The 19,635-nt window shown below is 37.6% G+C and carries 28 protein-coding genes; 13 read left to right on the forward strand and 15 right to left on the reverse strand.

Going from position 1 to position 19,635, the window contains the following annotated elements; genetic code table 11:
* Positions 1-25 precede the first annotated feature (25 nt).
* The 10 genes from AC1D0Y_RS17020 to gvpJ form a co-directional block, all read right to left on the reverse strand.
* A complete protein-coding gene (locus tag AC1D0Y_RS17020; protein WP_060745322.1) occupies positions 26-550 on the reverse strand; it encodes a hypothetical protein in 525 nt (174 codons plus the stop codon).
* A gap of 145 nt (positions 551-695) precedes the next feature.
* Positions 696-824, reverse strand: coding sequence for a hypothetical protein (locus AC1D0Y_RS17025; protein WP_013083966.1), 129 nt, complete (start codon positions 822-824; stop codon positions 696-698).
* Positions 825-856: 32 nt separating this feature from the next.
* Positions 857-1,174, reverse strand: coding sequence for a gas vesicle protein (locus AC1D0Y_RS17030; protein WP_016764858.1), 318 nt, complete (start codon positions 1,172-1,174; stop codon positions 857-859).
* A 14-nt stretch (positions 1,175-1,188) separates the two neighbouring features.
* Positions 1,189-1,473, reverse strand: a complete 285-nt coding sequence (locus tag AC1D0Y_RS17035) for a gas vesicle protein K (RefSeq protein WP_028409281.1) — start codon at positions 1,471-1,473, stop codon at positions 1,189-1,191.
* Positions 1,463-1,714: a gas vesicle protein gene (locus AC1D0Y_RS17040; protein WP_028409280.1), complete on the reverse strand. Its 252-nt coding sequence runs from the start codon at positions 1,712-1,714 to the stop codon at positions 1,463-1,465. The genes AC1D0Y_RS17035 and AC1D0Y_RS17040 overlap by 11 nt, the downstream gene beginning before the upstream one ends.
* Positions 1,711-2,535, reverse strand: a complete 825-nt coding sequence (locus tag AC1D0Y_RS17045) for a GvpL/GvpF family gas vesicle protein (RefSeq protein ID WP_477707808.1) — start codon at positions 2,533-2,535, stop codon at positions 1,711-1,713. Before AC1D0Y_RS17045 ends, AC1D0Y_RS17040 begins: the two co-directional genes overlap by 4 nt.
* Before the next feature lie 9 nt (positions 2,536-2,544).
* Positions 2,545-2,802 (reverse strand): gas vesicle protein GvpG, encoded by a 258-nt coding sequence (locus tag AC1D0Y_RS17050; protein WP_014459264.1) that lies wholly within the window; start codon positions 2,800-2,802, stop codon positions 2,545-2,547.
* A complete protein-coding gene (locus AC1D0Y_RS17055) occupies positions 2,799-3,569 on the reverse strand; it encodes a GvpL/GvpF family gas vesicle protein (RefSeq protein WP_060745324.1) in 771 nt (256 codons plus the stop codon). Before AC1D0Y_RS17055 ends, AC1D0Y_RS17050 begins: the two co-directional genes overlap by 4 nt.
* A gap of 23 nt (positions 3,570-3,592) precedes the next feature.
* Complete coding sequence (locus AC1D0Y_RS17060) at positions 3,593-3,856, reverse strand: gas vesicle protein GvpO (RefSeq protein WP_029714943.1); 264 nt, start codon at positions 3,854-3,856, stop codon at positions 3,593-3,595.
* 23 nt (positions 3,857-3,879) lie between these two features.
* The gene (gene gvpJ, locus AC1D0Y_RS17065; RefSeq protein ID WP_028409276.1) at positions 3,880-4,158 is read right to left on the reverse strand and encodes a gas vesicle protein GvpJ; all 279 of its coding nucleotides are present in this window, start codon (positions 4,156-4,158) and stop codon (positions 3,880-3,882) included.
* A gap of 432 nt (positions 4,159-4,590) precedes the next feature.
* Between gvpJ and AC1D0Y_RS17070 the strand changes: the two genes are divergently transcribed.
* Complete coding sequence (locus AC1D0Y_RS17070; RefSeq protein WP_060745325.1) at positions 4,591-5,415, forward strand: SPL family radical SAM protein; 825 nt, start codon at positions 4,591-4,593, stop codon at positions 5,413-5,415.
* Between the two features lie 35 nt (positions 5,416-5,450).
* Here the strand turns inward: AC1D0Y_RS17070 and AC1D0Y_RS17075 are convergent, their stop codons facing one another.
* Positions 5,451-5,834: a nuclear transport factor 2 family protein gene (locus tag AC1D0Y_RS17075; protein ID WP_060745326.1), complete on the reverse strand. Its 384-nt coding sequence runs from the start codon at positions 5,832-5,834 to the stop codon at positions 5,451-5,453.
* Positions 5,835-5,852: 18 nt separating this feature from the next.
* Positions 5,853-6,332, reverse strand: a complete 480-nt coding sequence (locus AC1D0Y_RS17080; protein ID WP_028409273.1) for an RrF2 family transcriptional regulator — start codon at positions 6,330-6,332, stop codon at positions 5,853-5,855.
* A 160-nt stretch (positions 6,333-6,492) separates the two neighbouring features.
* On the opposite strand from AC1D0Y_RS17080, the gene AC1D0Y_RS17085 reads away from it, so the two are divergent.
* Both AC1D0Y_RS17085 and AC1D0Y_RS17090 read left to right on the forward strand, forming a co-directional pair.
* The gene (locus AC1D0Y_RS17085; RefSeq protein ID WP_028409272.1) at positions 6,493-7,476 is read left to right on the forward strand and encodes a LacI family DNA-binding transcriptional regulator; all 984 of its coding nucleotides are present in this window, start codon (positions 6,493-6,495) and stop codon (positions 7,474-7,476) included.
* A 273-nt stretch (positions 7,477-7,749) separates the two neighbouring features.
* The gene (locus AC1D0Y_RS17090) at positions 7,750-8,433 is read left to right on the forward strand and encodes a TerC family protein (RefSeq protein ID WP_028409271.1); all 684 of its coding nucleotides are present in this window, start codon (positions 7,750-7,752) and stop codon (positions 8,431-8,433) included.
* Between the two features lie 35 nt (positions 8,434-8,468).
* On the opposite strand, the gene AC1D0Y_RS17095 is transcribed toward AC1D0Y_RS17090, so the two are convergent.
* Complete coding sequence (locus AC1D0Y_RS17095) at positions 8,469-9,020, reverse strand: helix-turn-helix domain-containing protein (RefSeq protein WP_477707809.1); 552 nt, start codon at positions 9,018-9,020, stop codon at positions 8,469-8,471.
* 95 nt (positions 9,021-9,115) lie between these two features.
* On the opposite strand from AC1D0Y_RS17095, the gene AC1D0Y_RS17100 reads away from it, so the two are divergent.
* The 3 genes from AC1D0Y_RS17100 (at position 9,116) to AC1D0Y_RS17110 (ending at position 12,518) form a co-directional block, all read left to right on the forward strand.
* Positions 9,116-9,841 carry an AzlC family ABC transporter permease gene (locus AC1D0Y_RS17100; protein WP_477707810.1) on the forward strand — a complete coding sequence of 242 codons (726 nt, stop codon included), beginning with the start codon at positions 9,116-9,118 and terminating at the stop codon, positions 9,839-9,841.
* Complete coding sequence (locus tag AC1D0Y_RS17105; protein ID WP_016764847.1) at positions 9,838-10,167, forward strand: AzlD domain-containing protein; 330 nt, start codon at positions 9,838-9,840, stop codon at positions 10,165-10,167. Before AC1D0Y_RS17100 ends, AC1D0Y_RS17105 begins: the two co-directional genes overlap by 4 nt.
* A 452-nt stretch (positions 10,168-10,619) precedes the next feature.
* Positions 10,620-12,518, forward strand: a complete 1,899-nt coding sequence (locus tag AC1D0Y_RS17110; RefSeq protein ID WP_098334366.1) for an endonuclease MutS2 — start codon at positions 10,620-10,622, stop codon at positions 12,516-12,518.
* 185 nt (positions 12,519-12,703) lie between these two features.
* Here AC1D0Y_RS17110 and AC1D0Y_RS17115 read toward each other — a convergent pair whose 3' ends face one another.
* Together AC1D0Y_RS17115 and AC1D0Y_RS17120 are read right to left on the reverse strand one after the other, a co-directional pair.
* Positions 12,704-13,117 (reverse strand): DUF1259 domain-containing protein, encoded by a 414-nt coding sequence (locus tag AC1D0Y_RS17115; RefSeq protein WP_060745329.1) that lies wholly within the window; start codon positions 13,115-13,117, stop codon positions 12,704-12,706.
* A gap of 114 nt (positions 13,118-13,231) precedes the next feature.
* A complete protein-coding gene (locus AC1D0Y_RS17120) occupies positions 13,232-13,888 on the reverse strand; it encodes a DUF975 family protein (RefSeq protein ID WP_043981401.1) in 657 nt (218 codons plus the stop codon).
* Between the two features lie 283 nt (positions 13,889-14,171).
* Here AC1D0Y_RS17120 and AC1D0Y_RS17125 point away from each other — a divergent pair, with 283 nt between their 5' ends.
* The 7 genes from AC1D0Y_RS17125 to AC1D0Y_RS17155 all read left to right on the forward strand — a co-directional run.
* Positions 14,172-14,717, forward strand: a complete 546-nt coding sequence (locus AC1D0Y_RS17125; RefSeq protein ID WP_477707811.1) for a CBO0543 family protein — start codon at positions 14,172-14,174, stop codon at positions 14,715-14,717.
* Positions 14,718-14,823: 106 nt separating this feature from the next.
* Positions 14,824-15,186 carry a nuclear transport factor 2 family protein gene (locus tag AC1D0Y_RS17130; protein ID WP_060745331.1) on the forward strand — a complete coding sequence of 121 codons (363 nt, stop codon included), beginning with the start codon at positions 14,824-14,826 and terminating at the stop codon, positions 15,184-15,186.
* Between the two features lie 83 nt (positions 15,187-15,269).
* Positions 15,270-15,830 (forward strand): signal peptidase I, encoded by a 561-nt coding sequence (lepB, locus tag AC1D0Y_RS17135; protein ID WP_025751067.1) that lies wholly within the window; start codon positions 15,270-15,272, stop codon positions 15,828-15,830.
* Positions 15,831-16,121: 291 nt separating this feature from the next.
* Positions 16,122-16,685, forward strand: coding sequence for an NAD(P)H-dependent oxidoreductase (locus AC1D0Y_RS17140; protein WP_477707812.1), 564 nt, complete (start codon positions 16,122-16,124; stop codon positions 16,683-16,685).
* A gap of 238 nt (positions 16,686-16,923) precedes the next feature.
* Positions 16,924-18,966, forward strand: coding sequence for a BglG family transcription antiterminator (locus AC1D0Y_RS17145; protein WP_060745334.1), 2,043 nt, complete (start codon positions 16,924-16,926; stop codon positions 18,964-18,966).
* 36 nt (positions 18,967-19,002) lie between these two features.
* Complete coding sequence (locus tag AC1D0Y_RS17150; protein ID WP_060745335.1) at positions 19,003-19,488, forward strand: PTS sugar transporter subunit IIA; 486 nt, start codon at positions 19,003-19,005, stop codon at positions 19,486-19,488.
* Between the two features lies 1 nt (position 19,489).
* The coding region (locus AC1D0Y_RS17155; protein ID WP_477707816.1) for a PTS sugar transporter subunit IIB at positions 19,490-19,635 on the forward strand (146 nt) is incomplete at its 3' end.

The following is a 19,635-nucleotide window of genomic DNA, read 5'->3' on the forward strand; positions in this document are numbered from 1 at the left end:
GGGCTTTTGCTAATTGATGCATTTCTCATTTTGCTTCAAATTTTATGTTTTTACCAGCAGCAAATTCAGATTGATCCTTCGCTTTTGTATCCTTTACCACCCAGGACGTCTTTACCTTAGCTGCTGCTAAAATTTCTTTAATTTGCTTATCGTTTAAGCCTTTCGTATAAAGGACAAATTCTCTTGTATAGATGTTTTTATTTTCTTGCTCTTTATCTGCACCGCTGCCAAACCAATATCTTATTTGCTGATCGTCTTTGATGTTATTAAAAGCTTCTTTATAGTTAGGTAGCTTAACTTGAATATTCGACAGGTAATCCGTGCCGCGTAACGTAAGGATCATATGTACTTTGTGAAAATCTTTTTTTGCAGGGCTTGTTAACCCTGATGTTCCAACTTCACTAAATTCTTTTTTCGTCAGCTGTTTAACTGTAGTAGAAACAGAAACTTTTGGATCTGAATTATTTGTCACAACGTCTTCGGTACTGCAGGCACCTAAAATGAACAGCGTTAAAAGAGCATAGACTGCTCCAAATGCTTTTTTCTTCATGCTCGTTCTCCTTTGTAATTGATAGATAATGGTACTCATTCGCTATGTTCATTGTATTTACCTCCATTTGTTTCAATGTCATGATTAATGAAGAAAAGTATAGAAACATTAAAAAGAGAAATGCCGAAGCATTTCTCTTTTGATTCTATGAATCTGGATTAAGCGAAGTATGCGTATACTCGGGCATACGCTCTTCTTTTTCCGTTAGCTGAGTATCGGGGCTTTGCTGCTCTTGTGAAATAGGAGACAGCGTAGATTTTTGTTCAGGATTCATGTTTGTTATTCCTCCTTATATAAAGTGAGCTGTTAATCAAGCGAAAGCAAATCATCTTGAATTCGCTGTGTTAAAGATGCCACTTGCTGCGTTAAACTGTCATTTTCCGCCTGGAGTTTTTGATAAGACTGATTTGCTTTTGAACATAGGTAAGGGTCTGTTTCCCACCAGTCCATGCCAATTTCTCTTGCTTTATCAATAGAAGCGACAAGCAGCCGGATTTTGATTGTTAAGAGTTCAACATCAGCAATTTGCACTTTAATATCTCCAGCAATAACAAGACCTTTATCTAATACTTTTTCTAATACTTCTACAATGGTGCCCAGATGCCCGTTATGTTCCGCCGCCATTTTTTCACTCCTTGTTATAACACTTTTCCTAGGGGACCTAGATCAATATTTAAATCTTCATTTGTAAAGCTAAACACTGATTTTAGCTCCTCCATTTTGTTCTCTAACTTCATCAACGCCACGCCCAGGTCTTCGATTTGAGCATCCGTCAGGTTTCCGCTGTCGACTCGGCGAATCGCATGCTTTTCAATGAGCTGCCGCAGTAATTCAATGACAGTTAAAACAAGCTGCGCTAGGCCTTGTTCAGCATTTTCCGCACTCAGCTCAATGCGGCCGTTTCGTTTGAGGTTATTTTCCATTTCGCAACGCCTCCGTTTCCTGTTCAAGCTGCCGAGAAGAAATGATTTGACGATCATGAGAGCCTATCAGCGTTTCTACAGAAGAAATCAATACCCGCAAATCAAGATAGACTAAATCAATTCCGGCAATTGAAATCAATAAATCACCTTTAATGGCAATTCCTTTATCGAGGATCACATCTAATATATCAATGAGGGCGATGTCCTTTTGCTCCAGCGTTTGTTTTCGCAGCGATGTCATCCCGCATCTTTCTCCGAGCGCAGAGTGTCGATATGATAAGCAGGCCATGGTCCCGTTACTTCGATGTTCAGTCCCATTTCACTATAAAACGTTTGCTTGTCGCTAATGGCTTTTAAAAACGATTCTACATTGTTCTTTGAAAGAAGGTAGATGCTGTTCCAGCACATGCTGTAGCTCTCGCCGGTTATTTTTTGACTCCAGTTATTTTTGATTGTGTGGTAAGCGGCGTGGGGGCTTATCTCACTGTGTAAATGATCACAAAGCGACAGCTGTTCTTTTTCTGTTTCTTCTTCGATCAGCTTTTCTATCTTTTTACGTTCAAAAAACTGCCTGCCTGGAGGCAGCGTATTTATTTCTTCTTTTTTCTTTTGGATCGTTTCATTGTTCGTTAGCAGATAGTTCTTTAAAGAATTCGTATGGGCATATACTTTTATATTCCATTCTTCAGATCTTTTTAAAAGATGAAGAGAAGAGAGGGTTTTTTCTTTGTTATCAGCAATACTTTTTTGACAGCTATCCTTGCTTTTGTAGACCGTACAAAATTTCATGGGAAGAAGCGTGTAGTGACTTTGTAAGAAAAGAAGAATCTCATGGTGATGCATGGCTTTGTCCTGCAGCCATTTCATATCGTGCTCGATCTTTTCTTTCAGTATTTCTTCCGAATACTCATCGCTTGGCAAGTCGCATACAAATGCGGTAATGTCATCAAAGCAAAGAGCATAGATAGGATTGTTCTGATCCATGCCTTCAAGTGAAGGAAAGGGCATTTCCTTAGCTTCTTCGGTTGGAACTAGACCATATAAATAAATGAGCTTTTTCATCTTTTAACCTCACTTTTGTTTCTTCGTCATTGATTCCCATCTTTTCAATTCATATTCCTTTGCAGCTTCATATCTCAGCAGCAATTCTTTTTCTTTTTCCATATATGCATCTTCTGGTATTTCTCCAAGCTCATACATCATTTGAAGATGGACGATTTTTTGCTGAATAAAAGAAACGTCATACAGTTCCTTATCCGCTTCTTCTTTGATTTTTTGCCCAACTTTAACAATGAGCGTGACAGGAGACAGCAGCAGTTTATGAATCATACATTCTCTTCTACTTTTAATTGAATATTGATAAAGTTATAAGCAGCCCACGGCCCGGAGTATTTAAAATCTGCTTTGTGCTTCCATTTTTCATACAGGTCATTTACACGTTCATCAAACGCTGCTTCTTTTTTTCGGTCAATTAAAAAAGAAGCGTTCAAAAGCATTGTTTCGACAATAGGAGGGTTTAGCTTAGACGCTTCAGCTATCGGTTCTAACTGTTCATACAGTTCGTTTTTACAGTCGTGCTGAAGCTTTAAAAAGAATTTCTGAGCTGTTTCTCCGTGGGCAATTTGTTTATAAAAATCAGCACTGGCAGAACGCTGGTTTCGTACTTGGTGCAAAGAAGAATCTTGATTCACTTTTTGTTTCAGCCAGTCCGGTTTCCCAATTACTTTTAGTCCGACTTCTATTTTTCCTTTTAACTGTGGGAAAAGAGAGGCGAACTGTGGATATAAGTTTTCTAACAGCATTTCAACATCTTGTTGGCTATGAAACACATTGCCAAAGCTGATGGGAATAACGGAATCATGTGCATTCATTACTTTGGAAATCACCTGCTGGTGCGCTGTGACGTTCTCTTTTGTAGGGTGATAAATTTTAAGAGGAAAGGCAGCGGCCACTATAGCGGCATCACGGTAATGAATGGTAAAAGTAGATCGTTCCTCGTGATCAATCGTAACGCTGCCAAACGTATGTGCCTCGGTAGCGGGGATGCTGCAAAAAATATAAATGCCCGTTTCTTCACTCATCGATTTTTGTTTCATTCCTTTCCATTAAAATAATTAGCCTATTTCTCTGCCGGAGAGCTTCGATAGCGCAGACTGGTGCGTGAAAAAGACGTAATGTTATGCTGCTTATTGACCAGCACTTCATAGATACCGAGCAGTTCATCTTTTGCATAGCGCCTCATATACTCCTGTTCTTCAAATGCTTCAAGTGTTATTTTCCATCCTCCATTTTGAATCGATTCATACGAAATAATTCGGTGAGGAGGAGCGACGTGTTCTTTAAAAAAATCAGTTACGGCTTCCATGATTTCGGCTACTTTCACTTCTCTAATCCACCTTTATGAGTTTATAAATCTAAATCTTGTAAAAGGTTCAGCTGTTCAAGTTTCTTTCCGCTGTTATTCGAAGAAAGAAACTCTTCTCTTTCATTATGAAGCAGCCGAACTGCCTCGGCGTACCTCAGCCATGTGTCTACGCTCGCAATTACGATTCTGGCTTCAATGGTAATTAATTCAATACCAATAACGGAAATGCGCGCGAATACGTCAATTACGACACCTTTATCTAAAATTCGCTCCACCACTTCAGCTAGACTAGAGAAATCGTTTGATTTGTGAATCGTCATGATGAAAAATCCTCTCATGTTGCATAGTAGAATAAATACGTTTGCTAATCTTGCTATTAATGTGTGTGATATTGTAAAAAATATACAAATAAAACGTGCATAAATTAAAAATAGTATAAAATACCATGATTATTTTTGTTTAGATACGGGTAGAGTTAAGTACATTACTTTTATCCATTGATGAATGAAAACACATACATAAAAAACAAAGGGAGTGGAGAAAGATGAGAAAAGAAGAGCAGCCGGTATTATCTGATTTTATTGAAAAGGACCAATTTGAGTTAAATTCATATTTAACCTCTTTACTTGAAACGACAAGTGAAAAGAAAGAAAGTCAAAGTTGATGAATTAAAAACATAAAGGGCTACTTTCCATGTGGAAAGTAGTTTTTTCATTTGTGAACTTGATATATTGGACAACGAGGTGAGAAAGATGAACAAAAGAGACGTGGTTTCGAGAAGTATTTTAACAAAAGCGACCGGCTTTTTGGCATCTGGTTATACTCATAGTTTAAATCCGTATGCCGGATGTGCATTTTCCTGCAAATTTTGCTACGTGCGAGAGCTGCCAATTCAGCGTTTTAAAGAGATGGAGTGGGGGACATGGCTAGAGCTGAAGGTCAACGCAGCTGAAGTCTATCAAAAAGAAATACAAAAACTGCGAAAAAAAGAGCAGCCGGTGCGCATCTTTATGTCTTCAGCGACAGATCCCTATCAGCCTGCTGAGCGTAAAGCAGGCATCACACGTGCCCTTTTAGAAACGATGATCCATCATCCACCTGATTTTTTATTGATTCAAACAAGGTCGCCCCTTGTGACGAGGGATATCGATTTGCTTTTACAGCTTCAAAAAGTATGTGATCTTCGCGTATCGATGACTGTTGAAACGGACCGAGAAGATGTAAAACAAATTTTTTCTCCTTATGCTCCGGGGATGAAACTTCGTATGAACGCGTTAAAAAAAGTAAAAGAAAGAGGAATTTCAACGCAAGTAACCATTGCTCCAATGCTTCCTTTCACGCCTGAATTCCCTAAAAAAATAGAAGGAATGATGGACCGAATTTGCATTGATACCTTGTACTTAGGAGACGGTTCCTTAGGTAAAACGTCTAAAAGGCTAGGGATGCCGGAATTATTTGAGAAGTACGGTTTCCTAGACTGGTATGATAAAGACATTCATGCCAAAGCCATTCGTTATTTTGAAAAATTTTATCCTTCTTCGATGATTTATCTTTCTCAAGAGGGATTTGCCCCGTAAAAAAAGAAGGGCTAGAAGAGCCCTTCTTTTTTGTATTAGTTTTTATACGTATCAAACATGTTTGTATCGTCAGGTACGTTTTCTAAGTAGCTGATTTTTCCGCTGTCATCTAGCTTAGCAATATCTTTTCCCATTTGAGTAAAGACGCTGCCAGATGCACGTTTTCCGCACACTGCCCAAGGCGTTTCAAACTTATCTGTACCTTCAACTGCTTTCCAGCCTTCGAACATATGCTTAATATCAGCGTTTTCTTTAAACACCATTTTCACAAACAGCTTCCAGTTTTCAATGCCTTGCTTTTCGTGGCCGTTTAAGACAAATACGATATCGTCTGAAAAAAGCCCTACTAATTCTTCAAATGCTTGTTCGCTTGTACGTGATTGATCGAATAAATCAAAATATCTATTTAAGTTCTCCATGATGATCTCCTTTGGGTGCTACAGCACCATTTTTTCTTCTACTGTTGCTTTTAACATGTCCAGGTTTTCTTTCGGACATTTTTTGTTAATTTCATTTGTGAGCGTAGCAATGGTTTGCCGTTTTAAGATAGACTGCCACGAAGATTCAGCTTCTTCCATTAAATCGGATAATAAGCAAATATCTTTGTCTTTTAAGTTAAGCATGTCGTGAAAAATACCGCTTGATGAGTAAAGAGACTGCTTACCTTCAATGGCTACGTATACGTCATAAATACGAATTTTTTCCGGCGTTTTTTTTAAGCGAAATCCACCTTTGCTACCAGGAACGGAAGCAAGTAAATCAGCGCTAACCAGCTTGCGAAGAAGCTTTTGAAAATACGTAGGCGAGCCCCCAAGCTGAGTGCTGATGACATCTCCTGGCAACACAGCTTTTTCAGGTAAAAACGTAAGAAGCAAAATGGCATATACCGATTGCTCAACGCCTGTTTTCATATGCAAAAACATCATCTCCTGCTTTATGTGTACAACGTGGATAATCATTATCCACGTTTAGGTTATCATACCGCTTATGAATCAAAAAGTAAAGCAGTTACTTAATATGCACGCGATATTCGTGTATACTGTGAAAGAAGCAGCAACAAAATACGGAGATGAGAGAATGACAACTATTGCAGATATCGCTCGGCTTGCAGGAGTAGCAAAAAGCACTGTATCCCGCTACCTTAACGGAGGGTCTGTGAGCGATGCGACAAAACGAAAAATCGAAGAGATTATTAAAGAAACAAACTATAGCCCAAATGCGTTTGCTCAAAGCTTAAAAGCAAAAAAAACAAACATCATTGGTGTAATTGTTCCGCGCATGGGTTCTTTTGCGACTTCCCGCACATTAGATGGTATTGACCAAGAACTTAGAGACCACCACTATCAAATGATTATTTCCAATTCTAATCAAGATTTAGAAAGAGAAATCGAAAATATCTATACGCTGGCTAAGCAGAAGGTAGCAGGTATTATTCTTCTTGCCGTTCAAATCACAAAAGCTCATTTGGAAGCGTTCCGCACAATTTCAATTCCCGTTTTGTTAATTGGACAGCAGCATGAAGAAGTCCATAGTTTAATTCACCAAGACTACGAGGCTGCATGCGACATTGGAAGGTACATAGGAGAAAAAGGACATAAAAAAATCGCTTTTTTAGGCGTAACCGAAAAAGACATAGCTGTAGGTGTAAAGCGAAAAGAAGGCGTAAAGGAAGGTCTTAAAGACAGAGACTGCGAGATCCGCTGTTATCAAACAAGCTTTAGCATGAGCGATGCAATCGGGGCCGCTACGGCTGTGATGAAAGAATTTAATCCGTCCATCATTGTATGTGCGACCGATAACATTGCGCTTGGCACATTAAAGGCAGCTTATTTAAACGGACTGCGCGTTCCGCAAGATGTATCCATTACCGGCTTTGGAGGCTACGAAATTACAGGTGTGATTCATCCCAGCTTAACAACCGTAAAATATTACTATAAAGAAGCGGGACAAATGGGGGCACAGCGAATTATTAAGCTAGTCAACGGAGAAGAAGTCGAAAAGCTTACACTTTCTAACTATGAATTGATTGAAAGAGAAAGCGTTGACAATCGCTTTGCATAAAAAAACGATTGACAGAATGTAGGAGATGCTATAGTATAAGTGGTGTAAATACAAACAAATAATTGAACGTATCTCCTAAAGGGGAGTAGCTTTAACAGCAAAGTCGTCATTACAGAGATTATCTCTCGGCTTTGTTGGCAACATTATGTTGTTAGCAAGACCTTTACCGCTTATTTGGTAAGGGTCTTTTTTGTATTCAATTATAAAAAGGGAGGAAAAGGCTCGGACATTTAGAGGAGAAACGTTACATAAAAAGAGAAGGTGGAGGTAACTATGGAGGAACTAATTGGCGTATCAGTGCAAGGTTTGCTGCAAATTATTTTTCTTGATTTAATTTTAAGCGGGGATAACGCAATTGTTATTGCAATGGCGGCTCGTAACGTACCAAAAGATTTACAAAAAAGAGCGATTTTAATTGGAACAGGCGGCGCAATTGGTCTTCGATTATTATTTGCGGCTATTATTGTCCCTTTATTGAAAATTCCATTAATCGGAGCGGTCGGCGGTTTAATGCTAGTATGGATTGCATATAAATTATTAGCGGACAATCACGATCACGGCGACAATCCTAAAGGTGGAGCAACGGTATGGAGCGCGGTTAAAACGATCATTATTGCAGATGCGGTCATGTCATTAGATAACGTATTAGCTCTAGCAGGTGTAGCTCACGAATTTGTCCCGATTATGATTGGTGTATTAATTTCAATTCCGATTATTATTTGGGGAAGCAGCTTTATCATGAAAGCAATGGAAAAATTTCCGATTATCATTTACGCTGGAGCGGCGATGCTTGCATGGTCTGCTGGAAAAATGATTGTTGAAGATAAAATCATCGGCGGATTTGTTCCAAGTACAGCTTTACATCTCGCTGTTCAAGTTATCTTAACTATTGCAGTTGTAGGCATTGGGTACATGAAAAACAAAAAAATGAAAAAAGAACAAGCCCACGCAGCTTAAAAAAAGAGCGTACGGATGATCCGTACGCTCTTTTTTTATGATTCGGGGTAGTGCATAAGCAAAAAAAAGCTTGCTTCTTCTTCAGAAGAATTGATATAGCTGTGAGAGGTATTTCCTGAAAAATGAAGGGCGTCTCCCGAGACTAATTCATGTTCTTCATTTTCAAAACGAACCGTTAATTCGCCTTCTTTAATAAGTAAGTATTCATCTCCTAAATGAGTTTTCGCTTCGTGCACGCATCCAGGCTTTAATGTGACGATGTAAATTTCAAACTTTTTTTCCGGATGATAAGGAAAAAAAGAATATACTAAGTAATCACCTTTGTTGTCCGTGATGGGATCTAGCTGTTTTATGCTTACTTTCTGCACACCCGGGGTGTCTTCTTTCATAAATACAGAAAAAGAGACTTGAAGGCCGTTGGCGATTTTCCAAAGCGTGGTAACCGTGGGACTGGATTTACCCTTTTCAATTTGTGCAAGCATTGCTTTACTAACACCGGTTAATTCGGAAACTTGATCAAGCGTCAAATTTCGATTTTTTCGTAATTTAACAAGATTTTTAGCAATAATATCTTGAATCGCGTCCATTGTTGTACTCCTTTAATTATTATAAAGATAGTATAACATACCGTTGTTTAATATAACGTATAGATGTATAATATAACAGAAAAGGAGGGAGTACGGTGATTGCAGAAAAAGCAGTACAGCAAAGAGAAAAAGTGGACTTAACGTTCAGACAAGGGGCTAAGGATTGTATCCCTACGCTACTCGGTTACATAAGCATAGGGCTTGCGGCTGGGATCGTTGGAGTATCCTCGCATCTTTCCGTTATGGAAGTTGCTTTATTATCAGCGCTCGTGTATGCCGGGGCAGCACAGTTTATTATTTGTGCACTGATGGTTGCAAACAGCTCGATTTCAGCTATTATTCTCACAACATTTATTGTAAACTTACGACACTTTCTTTTGAGCGCTACGGTCGCGCCTGAATTTACAAAATATTCGTTATTAAAAAACGTCGGAATTGGAGCCCTTCTAACGGACGAATCATTTGGGGTGTCTTCAAATAAAATTGCAAAAGGTGAGCCAATTAATGACCGCTGGATGAACGGATTAAATATAACGGCTTACGTCAGCTGGATTATCGCCTGTACGACAGGAGCTATTTTTGGCCATATGCTATCTAACCCGGAAGCCTTTGGGTTTGATTTTGCCTTAACAGCTATGTTTTTAGCTCTGCTTGTTTTACAAATCGAAAGCGTGTTACCTTCAAAGCTTAATCATTACTTACGTTTAATTCTTTATATGGCGATTATTATGATTGTGCTGTCTTTTTTCGTACCCTCACATGTGGCCGTATTGATTTCAACGATTATTGTAGCGACAATTGGGGTGGTGACGGATAAATGAGCATCCACTACCCAACACTCATCGTTATTTTAGGGTGTGCCCTTGTTACCGTAGTTCCTCGCATTGTTCCGTTTTTAGTTGTACGTAACATCGCGCTGCCAGAACCCGTATTAAAATGGTTGTCCTATATTCCTATTTGTATTTTAACTGCACTTGTTGTAGAAAACTTTATCATTCAAGCAAATGACAGCGTAAAGATTAACTGGCCCGTCATTATCGTAGTCATTCCAACCTTACTGATTGCCCTGAAAACAAAAAGTTTATCCATCACCGTTATTAGCGGAGTTGGAATGATGGCGCTGCTTCGTTTTTTTCTTTTATCATGAAAGCTCAAGTTATGCTCTTGAGCTTTTTTACTGTCTCCTTTACGCACGCTTTTTCATATAGTATGATAAGAGTGTAAATTAGAAGCCAATGAAAACTAAAATATAGATGAGGTGCTTTTATGAGCGGAGTAGTATCTAAATAGGAACAATTGAATGAAATAAATTAAATAAGCAAGACGGGTATTTTTTGGAGAATGAAGGTACCCTTTATTTGCTTATGGATTTATTTCACTGCCTATGAAGATACCTACAATGCTTTATAAAGGATTCGGCATTTGTCGCGAAAGAGGCGTCTGTTTTTACAGAGCTTTCTTTCGTGATATGTGTTTAGACACCTTATGAACGCAAAAAGCTGTGGGATCACCACAGCTTTTTTTGTTTACCTTTTTCATTGCCTTCTAATAAATAGGTATCTTCATATGTGATGAAAAATCATAGTGAGGAGAAAAACCATGAATACGATGACATTTGAAAAATTACAGTATCAGGAATTAAAAGAAATCGTAAAATCTCACTGCGTAAGTGAGCTGGGAAAAAAATTAATGGATAAACTTCAGCCGAGCACATCTCTTAAAACAGTAAAAAACCGACTTAAAGAAACAACGGAAGCACGAAGACTTCTAGATGCTGAGAAATCACTTCCGCTATCAGGTGTCTCAGGTATAGGAAGAGTCATCGAAAAGCTTGAAAAAGGCATGATTTTAGAGCCCGAAGAGCTAATACGCGTATCCGATTTTTTAAAAGGCTGCAGAAAAGTAAAACAATATATGGTGGATAAAGAATTTTTTGCTTCGCTCTTAAGTTCCTATGCCCATTCGATGAAAGAACTGACAGGTATAGAAGAGGAAATTAATTTTGCGATCAAAGCCGGAAAAGTAGACGCTGAGGCAAGCAAAGAGCTCAAGCGTATCAGAAGACATATAGAAGGAACGGAAGCGAAGATTTCAGAACAGCTTGCGAAATTTTTACGAAACGGGAAAAACAAAGAGTATATTCAAGACTTCTTCATCAGTAAAAAAGGAGACCGCTATACGATTCCGATCAAGGCATCCTATAAAAATCATGTTGGAGGAACGATTGTTGAAACATCTTCTAAAGGGTCAACAGTGTTCATAGAGCCGGCATCTATTACAAAGCTGAATGCGGAACTAGCGATTTTGAAAGCAGAAGAAGAGGTAGAAGAATATCAAATTTTAGCGTTTTTAACAGGTTTAGTGTTAGAGAAGCTAGCTGATATTCATATTAATTTAGAGCTAATTAGCCAATACGACATGGTGTTTGCCAAAGCAAAATACAGTAAACAGGCAGACGGAATCGAACCTAAAATTAATGATTATGGATATATTCATTTAAAAGGCGCATATCACCCGCTGTTAACTGGTAAAATTGTTCCGCTTCACTTCGAAATTGGCGAGAATTATCGAAGCTTAATTATTACCGGACCTAACGCAGGAGGAAAAACCGTTGTCTTAAAAACGATTGGGCTACTGACACTCGCTACAATGTTGGGGTTTCATATTACAGCTGATGAAGGAACAGAAATTGCATTGTTTGAGCATATTTTTGTCGATATCGGCGACAACCAAAGTATTGAAAATGCGCTGAGCACCTTTTCTTCACACATGAAAAATATATCGGCTATTTTGCAAAAAGCAACGAACAATACGCTGCTCCTATTCGATGAAATTGGCAGCGGCACCGAACCGAATGAAGGAGCTGCACTTGCGATTGCGATTTTAGAAAAGTTTTATCATATGGGCTGCATAACGGTCGCGACTACGCATTACGGAGAAATTAAGCGTTTCTCAGAAATTCATCCTGACTTTATGAATGCCGCGATGCAGTTCAACAGTAAAACATTAGAACCGCTGTATCAGCTGTTAATTGGCACATCTGGAGAAAGCAATGCGCTTTGGATTTCAAAGAAGATGAAGGTAGAAGAAGAGATTTTACAAAAAGCAAAGTTCTATATGGAAAGCAAATCGTATGATACAGAAGTCGTCAGAAAAAATAAAATAAAAAAACCCACTATTTTGAAGGAACAGAAAAAAGACCGTGTTGAATACCAAATAGGAGATCGAGTCAAACTGTTAGATTATGAAAATCATGCGATTGTGTATAAGTCTAAAGACAACACAAACAATATAGTCGTACTCTATCAGAATGAGTTAATTGAAGTAAACGTTAAGCGAGTAGCTCTTGAAATCAAAGCTGCTGAATTATATCCCGAAGGTTATGACCTCAATTCGTTATTTATTAGCTATAAAGATCGAAAAGAACAGCATGATCTGCAGCGAGGATCAAAAAAAGCATTGCGGAAAATTGAAAAAGATATACGCGAAAATAGATAAAGCAGAAGCCCAGCACTTATAAGAAAGTGCTGGGTTTTGTTTTTATGCAGCTTCTCAAAAATACATAGCGCCTTTTTGTTAATGACTTAAAAGGTAAGGAGGTTTCCTTTAGCTATATTAGTAATCTATAGGTATAAAAAACATCTCTCACCTCTCTAATGTACCTGAGAGATGCGTTTAATAAATTATTCGTTTGTCGGAACGGGAAGACTCTTGAGAGTTGTAAAACAAAAAGCCATTTTTTTCGCAAAATGTAAAGGAGGCTCTACAGATTGAATATGAAGATACATAAGGACCGGTTCTGTAAAAAGCCAATGGTTATGCAAAGCGCTTACGATAAGACCTTGCCGCGCAGCAGCTTCTGTAAAACGGGGGATTTCTTCTTGTAAAATAGCAATCTCAGCCAAGTTTAACGCGTTTCCCTGTGCATCTATCGCTTCAAATGATACACCAACAGGAACGACAGAGCTGCTTTTCCGCCCTTGAACATGAGCTTGAAAGCTTCTTTTAAGAGACACTGAGCATCCTGTTGGACTAACTTTGCTTTTAGCGTTTAAAATCTGGCCAAACTGCTGACAAATTTCACTTGTAGTATACATATAAGCTCCTGCCTTTCTTCTATACTCTTAGTAAGCTTTATGACATCAGAGCTTCACTTATGCAAACAGTGTTCTTATAAAAAAATCCCCTTCACGATGAAGAGGATTTTTTTATTATTCAGCATGCGATGAGCGTTCATTTAACAAATTTTCATAAAAACGGGCAAGTGAAGCAGAAAGGTATGGAATAGACCATAAAAAGCCGATTCCTAGTGTAATGATACTTAATAAAAACCAGCCCAGAAAGCTTAGCAGCAGCAGGAAGTACTGTCCTTTATAACCATTCATCAACCTGCGGCTTTCTGTAATCGCTTGATTCATCGAGTAAGTAGGATTGTCTTTACAAATATAGTACGTTTGTGAATATGCCAGTGCTTTGATAATTCCAGGAATCAGTAAAAGCAGTGACCACAGCATCACATAAAGAGTCATAAGTACATAAATCCCTAGTGACTTGACATAAAGACCGAAGTCTTGGAATGTTTTAAACAAATGTCCCAATCGGACAGATTCACCTCGCGCCAAGCCTAAAAATGCCCAGTAGTTCGCCATGAGAAGAGGCGAAAAGACAATGGCAAAGGCAGTTGAAATCCATGACGCCGAATCAGATTCATCTTTCATCCAATTGTCATAGCCGCCGCTTGCCACAATTTCAAATGGAATAGGCAGAAGCGTATATACTCCGTACGTCACCACCGTCAGTAGAATCGCAAGTCCCCAGCGATTCTTTAAAGAAGCTTTAGCTTCTCTTTTAATCGTACCGATGTTCATGTTGTTCCTCCTTTAATGTTGCAAAACAGTATCTTTTTGCTTGTATTAACATGTAAACCATGCACAATTGTTAATTTTGTATGAAATGAAAATAATAGTCAATAGGTTCTGAGATGAAAAGCAAAGCTCCTGCGAAAAATTTTTACTAGACAGATAGAAATCGCTAAATAGGTACAATCTGCTTTTGAAGAAGGAGGAGGTGCAAAAGCACTGTGTGCGATGCTTTATTTTAGTATGAAGTGAAACCCTCATGGAAAGACTTTCTAAGATAGGAGGGATTTCTATGTTTGAAATGATTAAAATGATGCAAGAAGTCTTAAATAAAAAGGAATTTTCTTATTGGGTTCATCAAGATCTTTTTAGTTTTCAATGGTGGCTCATAGTGGTGATAAACACTCTTTTTCTGCTGCTTTTTTACTTTTTTATTGATAGACAGCGTCTCTTTTTTATGCTTCTCGTTTTTTTTATCAGCTTTGACATAGTCGGTTTGGTAGATGAATTCGGGAAATTTTTTAACCTATGGTGCTATCCTCACCAGATGCTTCCGTTTACAGATCGCTTCAATACGGTTGACTTTGCTATTATTCCGGTAAGTATTGCGCTTGTCTATCAATTTTTCAGTAAATGGAAATTTTTCCTTATCGCACATATCGTTACGTCTGCTGTTATTGCTTTTATAGGTATTCCGGTATTCAAAGCTCTGTATTTGTACCAATTGCTGAACTGGACGATGTTTTATTCATTTCTTACAGTATTCATCATGGGAATTGTAGTGAAAATGATTGGCGATTGGATTGCAGGTAAGAAAAAAGGCTATAGCGTTAGCTAAGCAAATAACACCCCTATCTATTCAGACAGGGGTGTTATTTGTTTAAGTGAAAACTGCAGTATGCCTTTATAATGAGTATAAGACAGAATGAGAGGAGACTGTAAAAGTGGAAACAGCGAATATCACTCAAACATTTTATGAATTAGAATGCGTGCACTTAAAATCAGAAGTACGAACCTCTGCTAAAGAGCTTTCAAACATTCTTGCAGATGATTACGTGGAGTTTGGCAGCTCGGGCACGGTATGGAAACGAAAAGATTACAATAACAATCATGTACTTTCGCCAGATGTATTCGAAATCTCTCATTTTCATATAGACGTATTGTCTCCTGAATGCGTATTAACTACCTATCATCTTATGAACCATACGGCCAAAAAAAAGACGCTTCGCAGTTCTATTTGGCGAAAAAGAGAAGAAAAGTGGCGTTTGTTTTTCCATCAAGGCACCGCCACAAACGGTGATCAATAAATAAGATTATTCGGTTATTATTATACTTTCCCTCTATTTGATGCTATGATGAAAGTATATTTTGACGTAAGGGATGTTTTGAGATGAGCAAAAATAACGTAAAAAAAGAAGTGTTTTCATGGATTAAGTCCATTGTTATTGCATTGGTTATTGTAGTGGGAGTTCGCCATTTTTTATTTGCGCCAACTACAGTTCACGGTGAATCGATGTATCCAACGTTTGAAGATTCAAACCGCGTTATTTTAAATAAAATCAGTGATGTTGATCGCTTTGATATGATTGTATTTCATGCACCGGATGCAGATGAAAATTATATTAAACGTGTAATTGGACTTCCAGGAGATACGGTAGAAATGAAAAACGACGTTCTATATATTAACGGTAAAGCTTATAAAGAGCCGTATTTAAAAGAATCTAAAAAATCTCTTGCACCTAATGAAAAATTCACGGAAGATTTTACGCTTCAAACGCTGCCTGCAACTGATGGCAAAGTGAAGGTACCAAAAAATTCACTGTTTGTAATGGGGGACAACCGTCCTGTAAGTCATGATGGACGAGCATTTGGCTTCATTCCACAAAAATCAGTTATCGGAAAAGTGCAGTTTCGCTACTATCCGTTAAATGAAGTAGGCGAACCAAAATAAAAAAAGGGAAAAAGGCTGGCGGAATTTAATTCGCCAGTCTTTTTTATTGGGTTAAAAGAACTGATTTAAAAAAACGATTTGCTTGATGCACGTTAAACATCTTCTAAGAAATCAGTAAATTAGACCTTGTTTTTTTCTTTGTTTAGGAAATCATAAGGGTGTTTAAAAAGGGACTTCTAGGTGCCTATGTTACTTCAAAGTAAGAGATAGTACTGATAGGTAAGGAGTTTTTATGGGTATACAAATATATGAAGATAAAGAAACAAGGATTTTGGAAAGGAGCAGGTCAGCATGAAAAACGTATTAATCATTAATGGACACGAGTATTATAAAAAATCAGAAGGAGAGTTAAATCAGACGATTTTTAACGAAATGCAGCATTTACTCGCTGATCAATTTGACATTAAAACAACGGTGGTTGATAAAGGCTACGAAGTAGAAGAAGAAATTGAAAAGTGGCTATGGGCTGATGTTGTGATTATGCAGACGCCTATTTACTGGTTCAGCATTCCCGGAAAGTTTAAGCAATATATTGATCGCGTGTATATGGATAACATTTTCTTTAAAGGTTCCAATCAATACGGGCGAGGCGGCTTATTAACGGGGAAAAAATACATGTTTTCTCTCACATGGAATGCGCCGGAAGCTATTTTCGACAATGACGAAGCTTTCTATGAAGGAAAAAGTTTAGACGAAGCCATTATGTATTTGCATAAAATGAACCAGTACGTCGGTATGAGTCCACTTCCAACTTACTCTATTCATGACGTAGTCAAACATCCAAACATTGATCACTACAAGCATAAATTAGAAAATCATGTAGCAGAAGTATTTGGAATAGGAGAGCATCAATAAAAATCGATACTACAAAAAACCTGACTGAACAGTCGGGTTTTTTTATTCACTGTGACGCAAAAATCGTAGTCAAAAACAGTTTTTCTTTTTCTTCCTGATCACTAGCGAAATGTCTACAATGGTAAGGAAGAGTTAACCATCAAGTTGCACAATAACTCGACCAGAAGTGGTAATGAAAGCGTAAACATTTTAGTGGGGATTAGTGATAAAATAAATTTAAGCAGGGGGGGAGCAATTGATGCATCTAGATGAAAGGAGCAATTTAATTTTAAAAAGAGTGGTTAGTAATCCAGGTATTTCCAATGTAGAATTAGAGAGAAAATATCATCTTTCACGGAGGCAGATTAGCTACAGCTTTACAAAAATTAATGACTGGTTAAAGAGTAACAATTATCCAAAAATTCAGCGAACGAACGGGGGGAATTTTATTATTGATCCTCTTCTAATGGAACTGTTTGCTGAAAAAGTCGAACACTCTGCTGGAAGCTATATTCCGTCTGAAAAAGAAAGAGCTCAATTGGTTTTGCTGATGCTATTAAGCAGCGAAGAAGAATTATCTTTACTTCATTTCTCGAGCTCGCTATCAGTGAGTAAGAATACGATATTAAGAGATATGAAATACACACAAAAACTTGTAAATGATTATAATCTTGAAATTGTTTATTCACGAATGTATGGATACGACATAGTCGGAAGTGAATGGAATAAAAGAAAGCTGCTTATTGAAGTACTGCGGACCGTCTATGACATGTATCAAGGTGAGACGTATATTCAGATGTATACAGGAATTTCAAAGGAAGAAATTCAGAAGTTAAAAGGACAAATGGAAAAAGTAGAAAAGCGTTTAGCCCTTCAATTTATCGATCAAAAAATAAAACTTCTTCCATATACAATAGCTATTTTGTTAAAAAGAATTAAAAAAGGAAACTTAATTAAAGATCCTTATCATATTGACTATGAAGAATTATCGGATACAAAAGAGTTTGAAGCTGCTGAAATTTTAATTGAAGAAGCTGCTTGTATCCCAAAGGAAGAACGGTTATTTATTACACTACAGCTGCTTACATCTAATGTTCTATCTTCTCAATTTTTAAGAGATGAAGAAACTCTTGAACTAAAATCTTCACTGAAGGATAGCCTTGCATTATTTGAGAAAAAAGCATGTATTACTTTTAAAGAAAAAGAAAAGCTGCTTCAAAAATTAGTGCTGCACATGAAACCCGCTTACTACCGTATTAAATACCAGCTAACTACTAACTATTCAATAATTAAAAAAGTAAGTGAAGAATTTGAAGCCATTCACTATATTGTAAAAGATTCATTAAAGCCTTTTGAAACTTATATTGGCTGTCCTATTCCTGAAAGCGAAGTGATGTTCATTACCGTTTTTATTGGTGGACATTTAATTAACAGTGGCGAAACGATACAGCTGAAAAAGAGAGCGGTTGTTGTTTGTCCTAACGGGGTATCCATTTCACATTTGATGGAGCACACGCTGCGCGATTTATTTCCAGAGTTTTATTTCTACGAAGCTCTTTCAATTCGAGAATTTGAGCAATCAAAAGCAGACTTTGATATGGTATTTTCTCCTGTTCCTGTCCAGACTTCTAAGCATTTATTTATTGTGGAACAATTTATTTCAGATTTTCAAAAGCTGCAGCTTCGGCAGAGAGTCATTCAAACCATATTCGGTTTAAATACATCCGTTGTAAACATTGAACAGTTAATAAGTGTCATTGAAAAATACGCAAAAGTTGATCAAAAGGCTCAACTTCAAAAAGCGCTGCAAGATTATTTTTCTCTCCAAGTATTAAACGAAACAAGTGAAAATCAAGAATACAGTTTAGCAGATTTAATTACACCCGAAACAATTGTGCTGCGCGATCAAGTGGAAAGCTGGAAGGAAGCTATTTCAATAGCCGCTTCCCCGCTTTTACATAAAGGTATTATTACTGAAGCTTATATTGATAAAATGCAGGAACAATATCCGTCTATGTCTCCACATATTGTACTAAGACTTAATGTTGCAATACCTCACGCAAGCCCTGAGGATGGTGTTCAAGCAGTAGGCATGAGCTTACTTAAGTTAAAAGAAGGCTTATTGTGCGGAGAGCAAAAAGTTCATTTTATTGTTGTTATCGCAGCTATTGATAAAAAGAAACATTTAAACGCTATGCTGCAGCTGATGAAGTTAGCGGAAATGAACGGGGTAATAAATGAGATGAAACGGCTAAATAAAAAATACAAAATCTATGAAATAATTAAAACGCACTCTATCTAATCATGGTACAGAATGTATAGCAAGGAGGATACAATCGTGACATTACAGCCTTTTTTAAAAGAAGAGTTATTGAAGTTAAATAGTATATGTAAAGATCAAGCAGATATCTTTGAAATGGTGTACAAAGAGGCATTTGGCAAAGGGTATGTCAGTGAAGCCTTTTTGACAAAAATTAAAGAAAGAGAAGCATCTTTTCCGACGGGGCTCCAAATAGGCGATTATAGTGTAGCAATCCCTCATACAGATCCAGAGCACGTTTTTGAACAATTTATTAGTGTGATTACCTTACAAAAACCTGTATCGTTTTATTTAATGGATGATAATACAAAAAAAGTGGATGTGCGCATTGTGCTTCTATTAGGTTTAAACCAGCCTCATACCCAGTTAACAGTACTTCAGGAGCTGATGCAAACAATTCAAGATCAGCAAAAAATAGAGCAATTATTACAGGCTCAAAATCAAAGGGATGTTCAAGCTATTTTTAACGGAGTTGAAAAAATTAGTACAAAAGGGGAGAAGTAAAATGAAAAAGTATACGGTATTAGTAGCATGCGGAGCGGGAATTGCAACATCAACAGTGGTGTGTGAACGAGTAGAAAATTTATTAAAAGACAACGGCATTAACGCGGAAGTTGTGCAATGTAAAATTGCCGAAGTAGCTTCCCGCCA

The organism is Priestia sp. P1_B12_1, assembly GCF_056406695.1.

Coding starts and splice junctions, on each gene's coding strand:
- AC1D0Y_RS17020 (WP_060745322.1), bottom strand. CDS start 550: ATGAAGAAAAAAGCATTTGGAGCAGTCTATGCTCTTTTAACGCTGTTC.
- AC1D0Y_RS17025 (WP_013083966.1), bottom strand. CDS start 824: ATGAATCCTGAACAAAAATCTACGCTGTCTCCTATTTCACAAGAGCAG.
- AC1D0Y_RS17030 (WP_016764858.1), bottom strand. CDS start 1,174: ATGGCGGCGGAACATAACGGGCATCTGGGCACCATTGTAGAAGTATTA.
- AC1D0Y_RS17035 (WP_028409281.1), bottom strand. CDS start 1,473: ATGGAAAATAACCTCAAACGAAACGGCCGCATTGAGCTGAGTGCGGAA.
- AC1D0Y_RS17040 (WP_028409280.1), bottom strand. CDS start 1,714: ATGACATCGCTGCGAAAACAAACGCTGGAGCAAAAGGACATCGCCCTC.
- AC1D0Y_RS17045 (WP_477707808.1), bottom strand. CDS start 2,535: ATGAAAAAGCTCATTTATTTATATGGTCTAGTTCCAACCGAAGAAGCT.
- AC1D0Y_RS17050 (WP_014459264.1), bottom strand. CDS start 2,802: ATGATTCATAAACTGCTGCTGTCTCCTGTCACGCTCATTGTTAAAGTT.
- AC1D0Y_RS17055 (WP_060745324.1), bottom strand. CDS start 3,569: ATGAAACAAAAATCGATGAGTGAAGAAACGGGCATTTATATTTTTTGC.
- gvpJ (WP_028409276.1), bottom strand. CDS start 4,158: ATGACGATTCACAAATCAAACGATTTCTCTAGTCTAGCTGAAGTGGTG.
- AC1D0Y_RS17070 (WP_060745325.1), top strand. CDS start 4,591: ATGAACAAAAGAGACGTGGTTTCGAGAAGTATTTTAACAAAAGCGACC.
- AC1D0Y_RS17075 (WP_060745326.1), bottom strand. CDS start 5,834: ATGGAGAACTTAAATAGATATTTTGATTTATTCGATCAATCACGTACA.
- AC1D0Y_RS17085 (WP_028409272.1), top strand. CDS start 6,493: ATGACAACTATTGCAGATATCGCTCGGCTTGCAGGAGTAGCAAAAAGC.
- AC1D0Y_RS17090 (WP_028409271.1), top strand. CDS start 7,750: ATGGAGGAACTAATTGGCGTATCAGTGCAAGGTTTGCTGCAAATTATT.
- AC1D0Y_RS17095 (WP_477707809.1), bottom strand. CDS start 9,020: ATGGACGCGATTCAAGATATTATTGCTAAAAATCTTGTTAAATTACGA.
- AC1D0Y_RS17105 (WP_016764847.1), top strand. CDS start 9,838: ATGAGCATCCACTACCCAACACTCATCGTTATTTTAGGGTGTGCCCTT.
- AC1D0Y_RS17110 (WP_098334366.1), top strand. CDS start 10,620: ATGAATACGATGACATTTGAAAAATTACAGTATCAGGAATTAAAAGAA.
- AC1D0Y_RS17115 (WP_060745329.1), bottom strand. CDS start 13,117: ATGTATACTACAAGTGAAATTTGTCAGCAGTTTGGCCAGATTTTAAAC.
- AC1D0Y_RS17120 (WP_043981401.1), bottom strand. CDS start 13,888: ATGAACATCGGTACGATTAAAAGAGAAGCTAAAGCTTCTTTAAAGAAT.
- AC1D0Y_RS17125 (WP_477707811.1), top strand. CDS start 14,172: ATGTTTGAAATGATTAAAATGATGCAAGAAGTCTTAAATAAAAAGGAA.
- lepB (WP_025751067.1), top strand. CDS start 15,270: ATGAGCAAAAATAACGTAAAAAAAGAAGTGTTTTCATGGATTAAGTCC.
- AC1D0Y_RS17140 (WP_477707812.1), top strand. CDS start 16,122: ATGAAAAACGTATTAATCATTAATGGACACGAGTATTATAAAAAATCA.
- AC1D0Y_RS17145 (WP_060745334.1), top strand. CDS start 16,924: ATGCATCTAGATGAAAGGAGCAATTTAATTTTAAAAAGAGTGGTTAGT.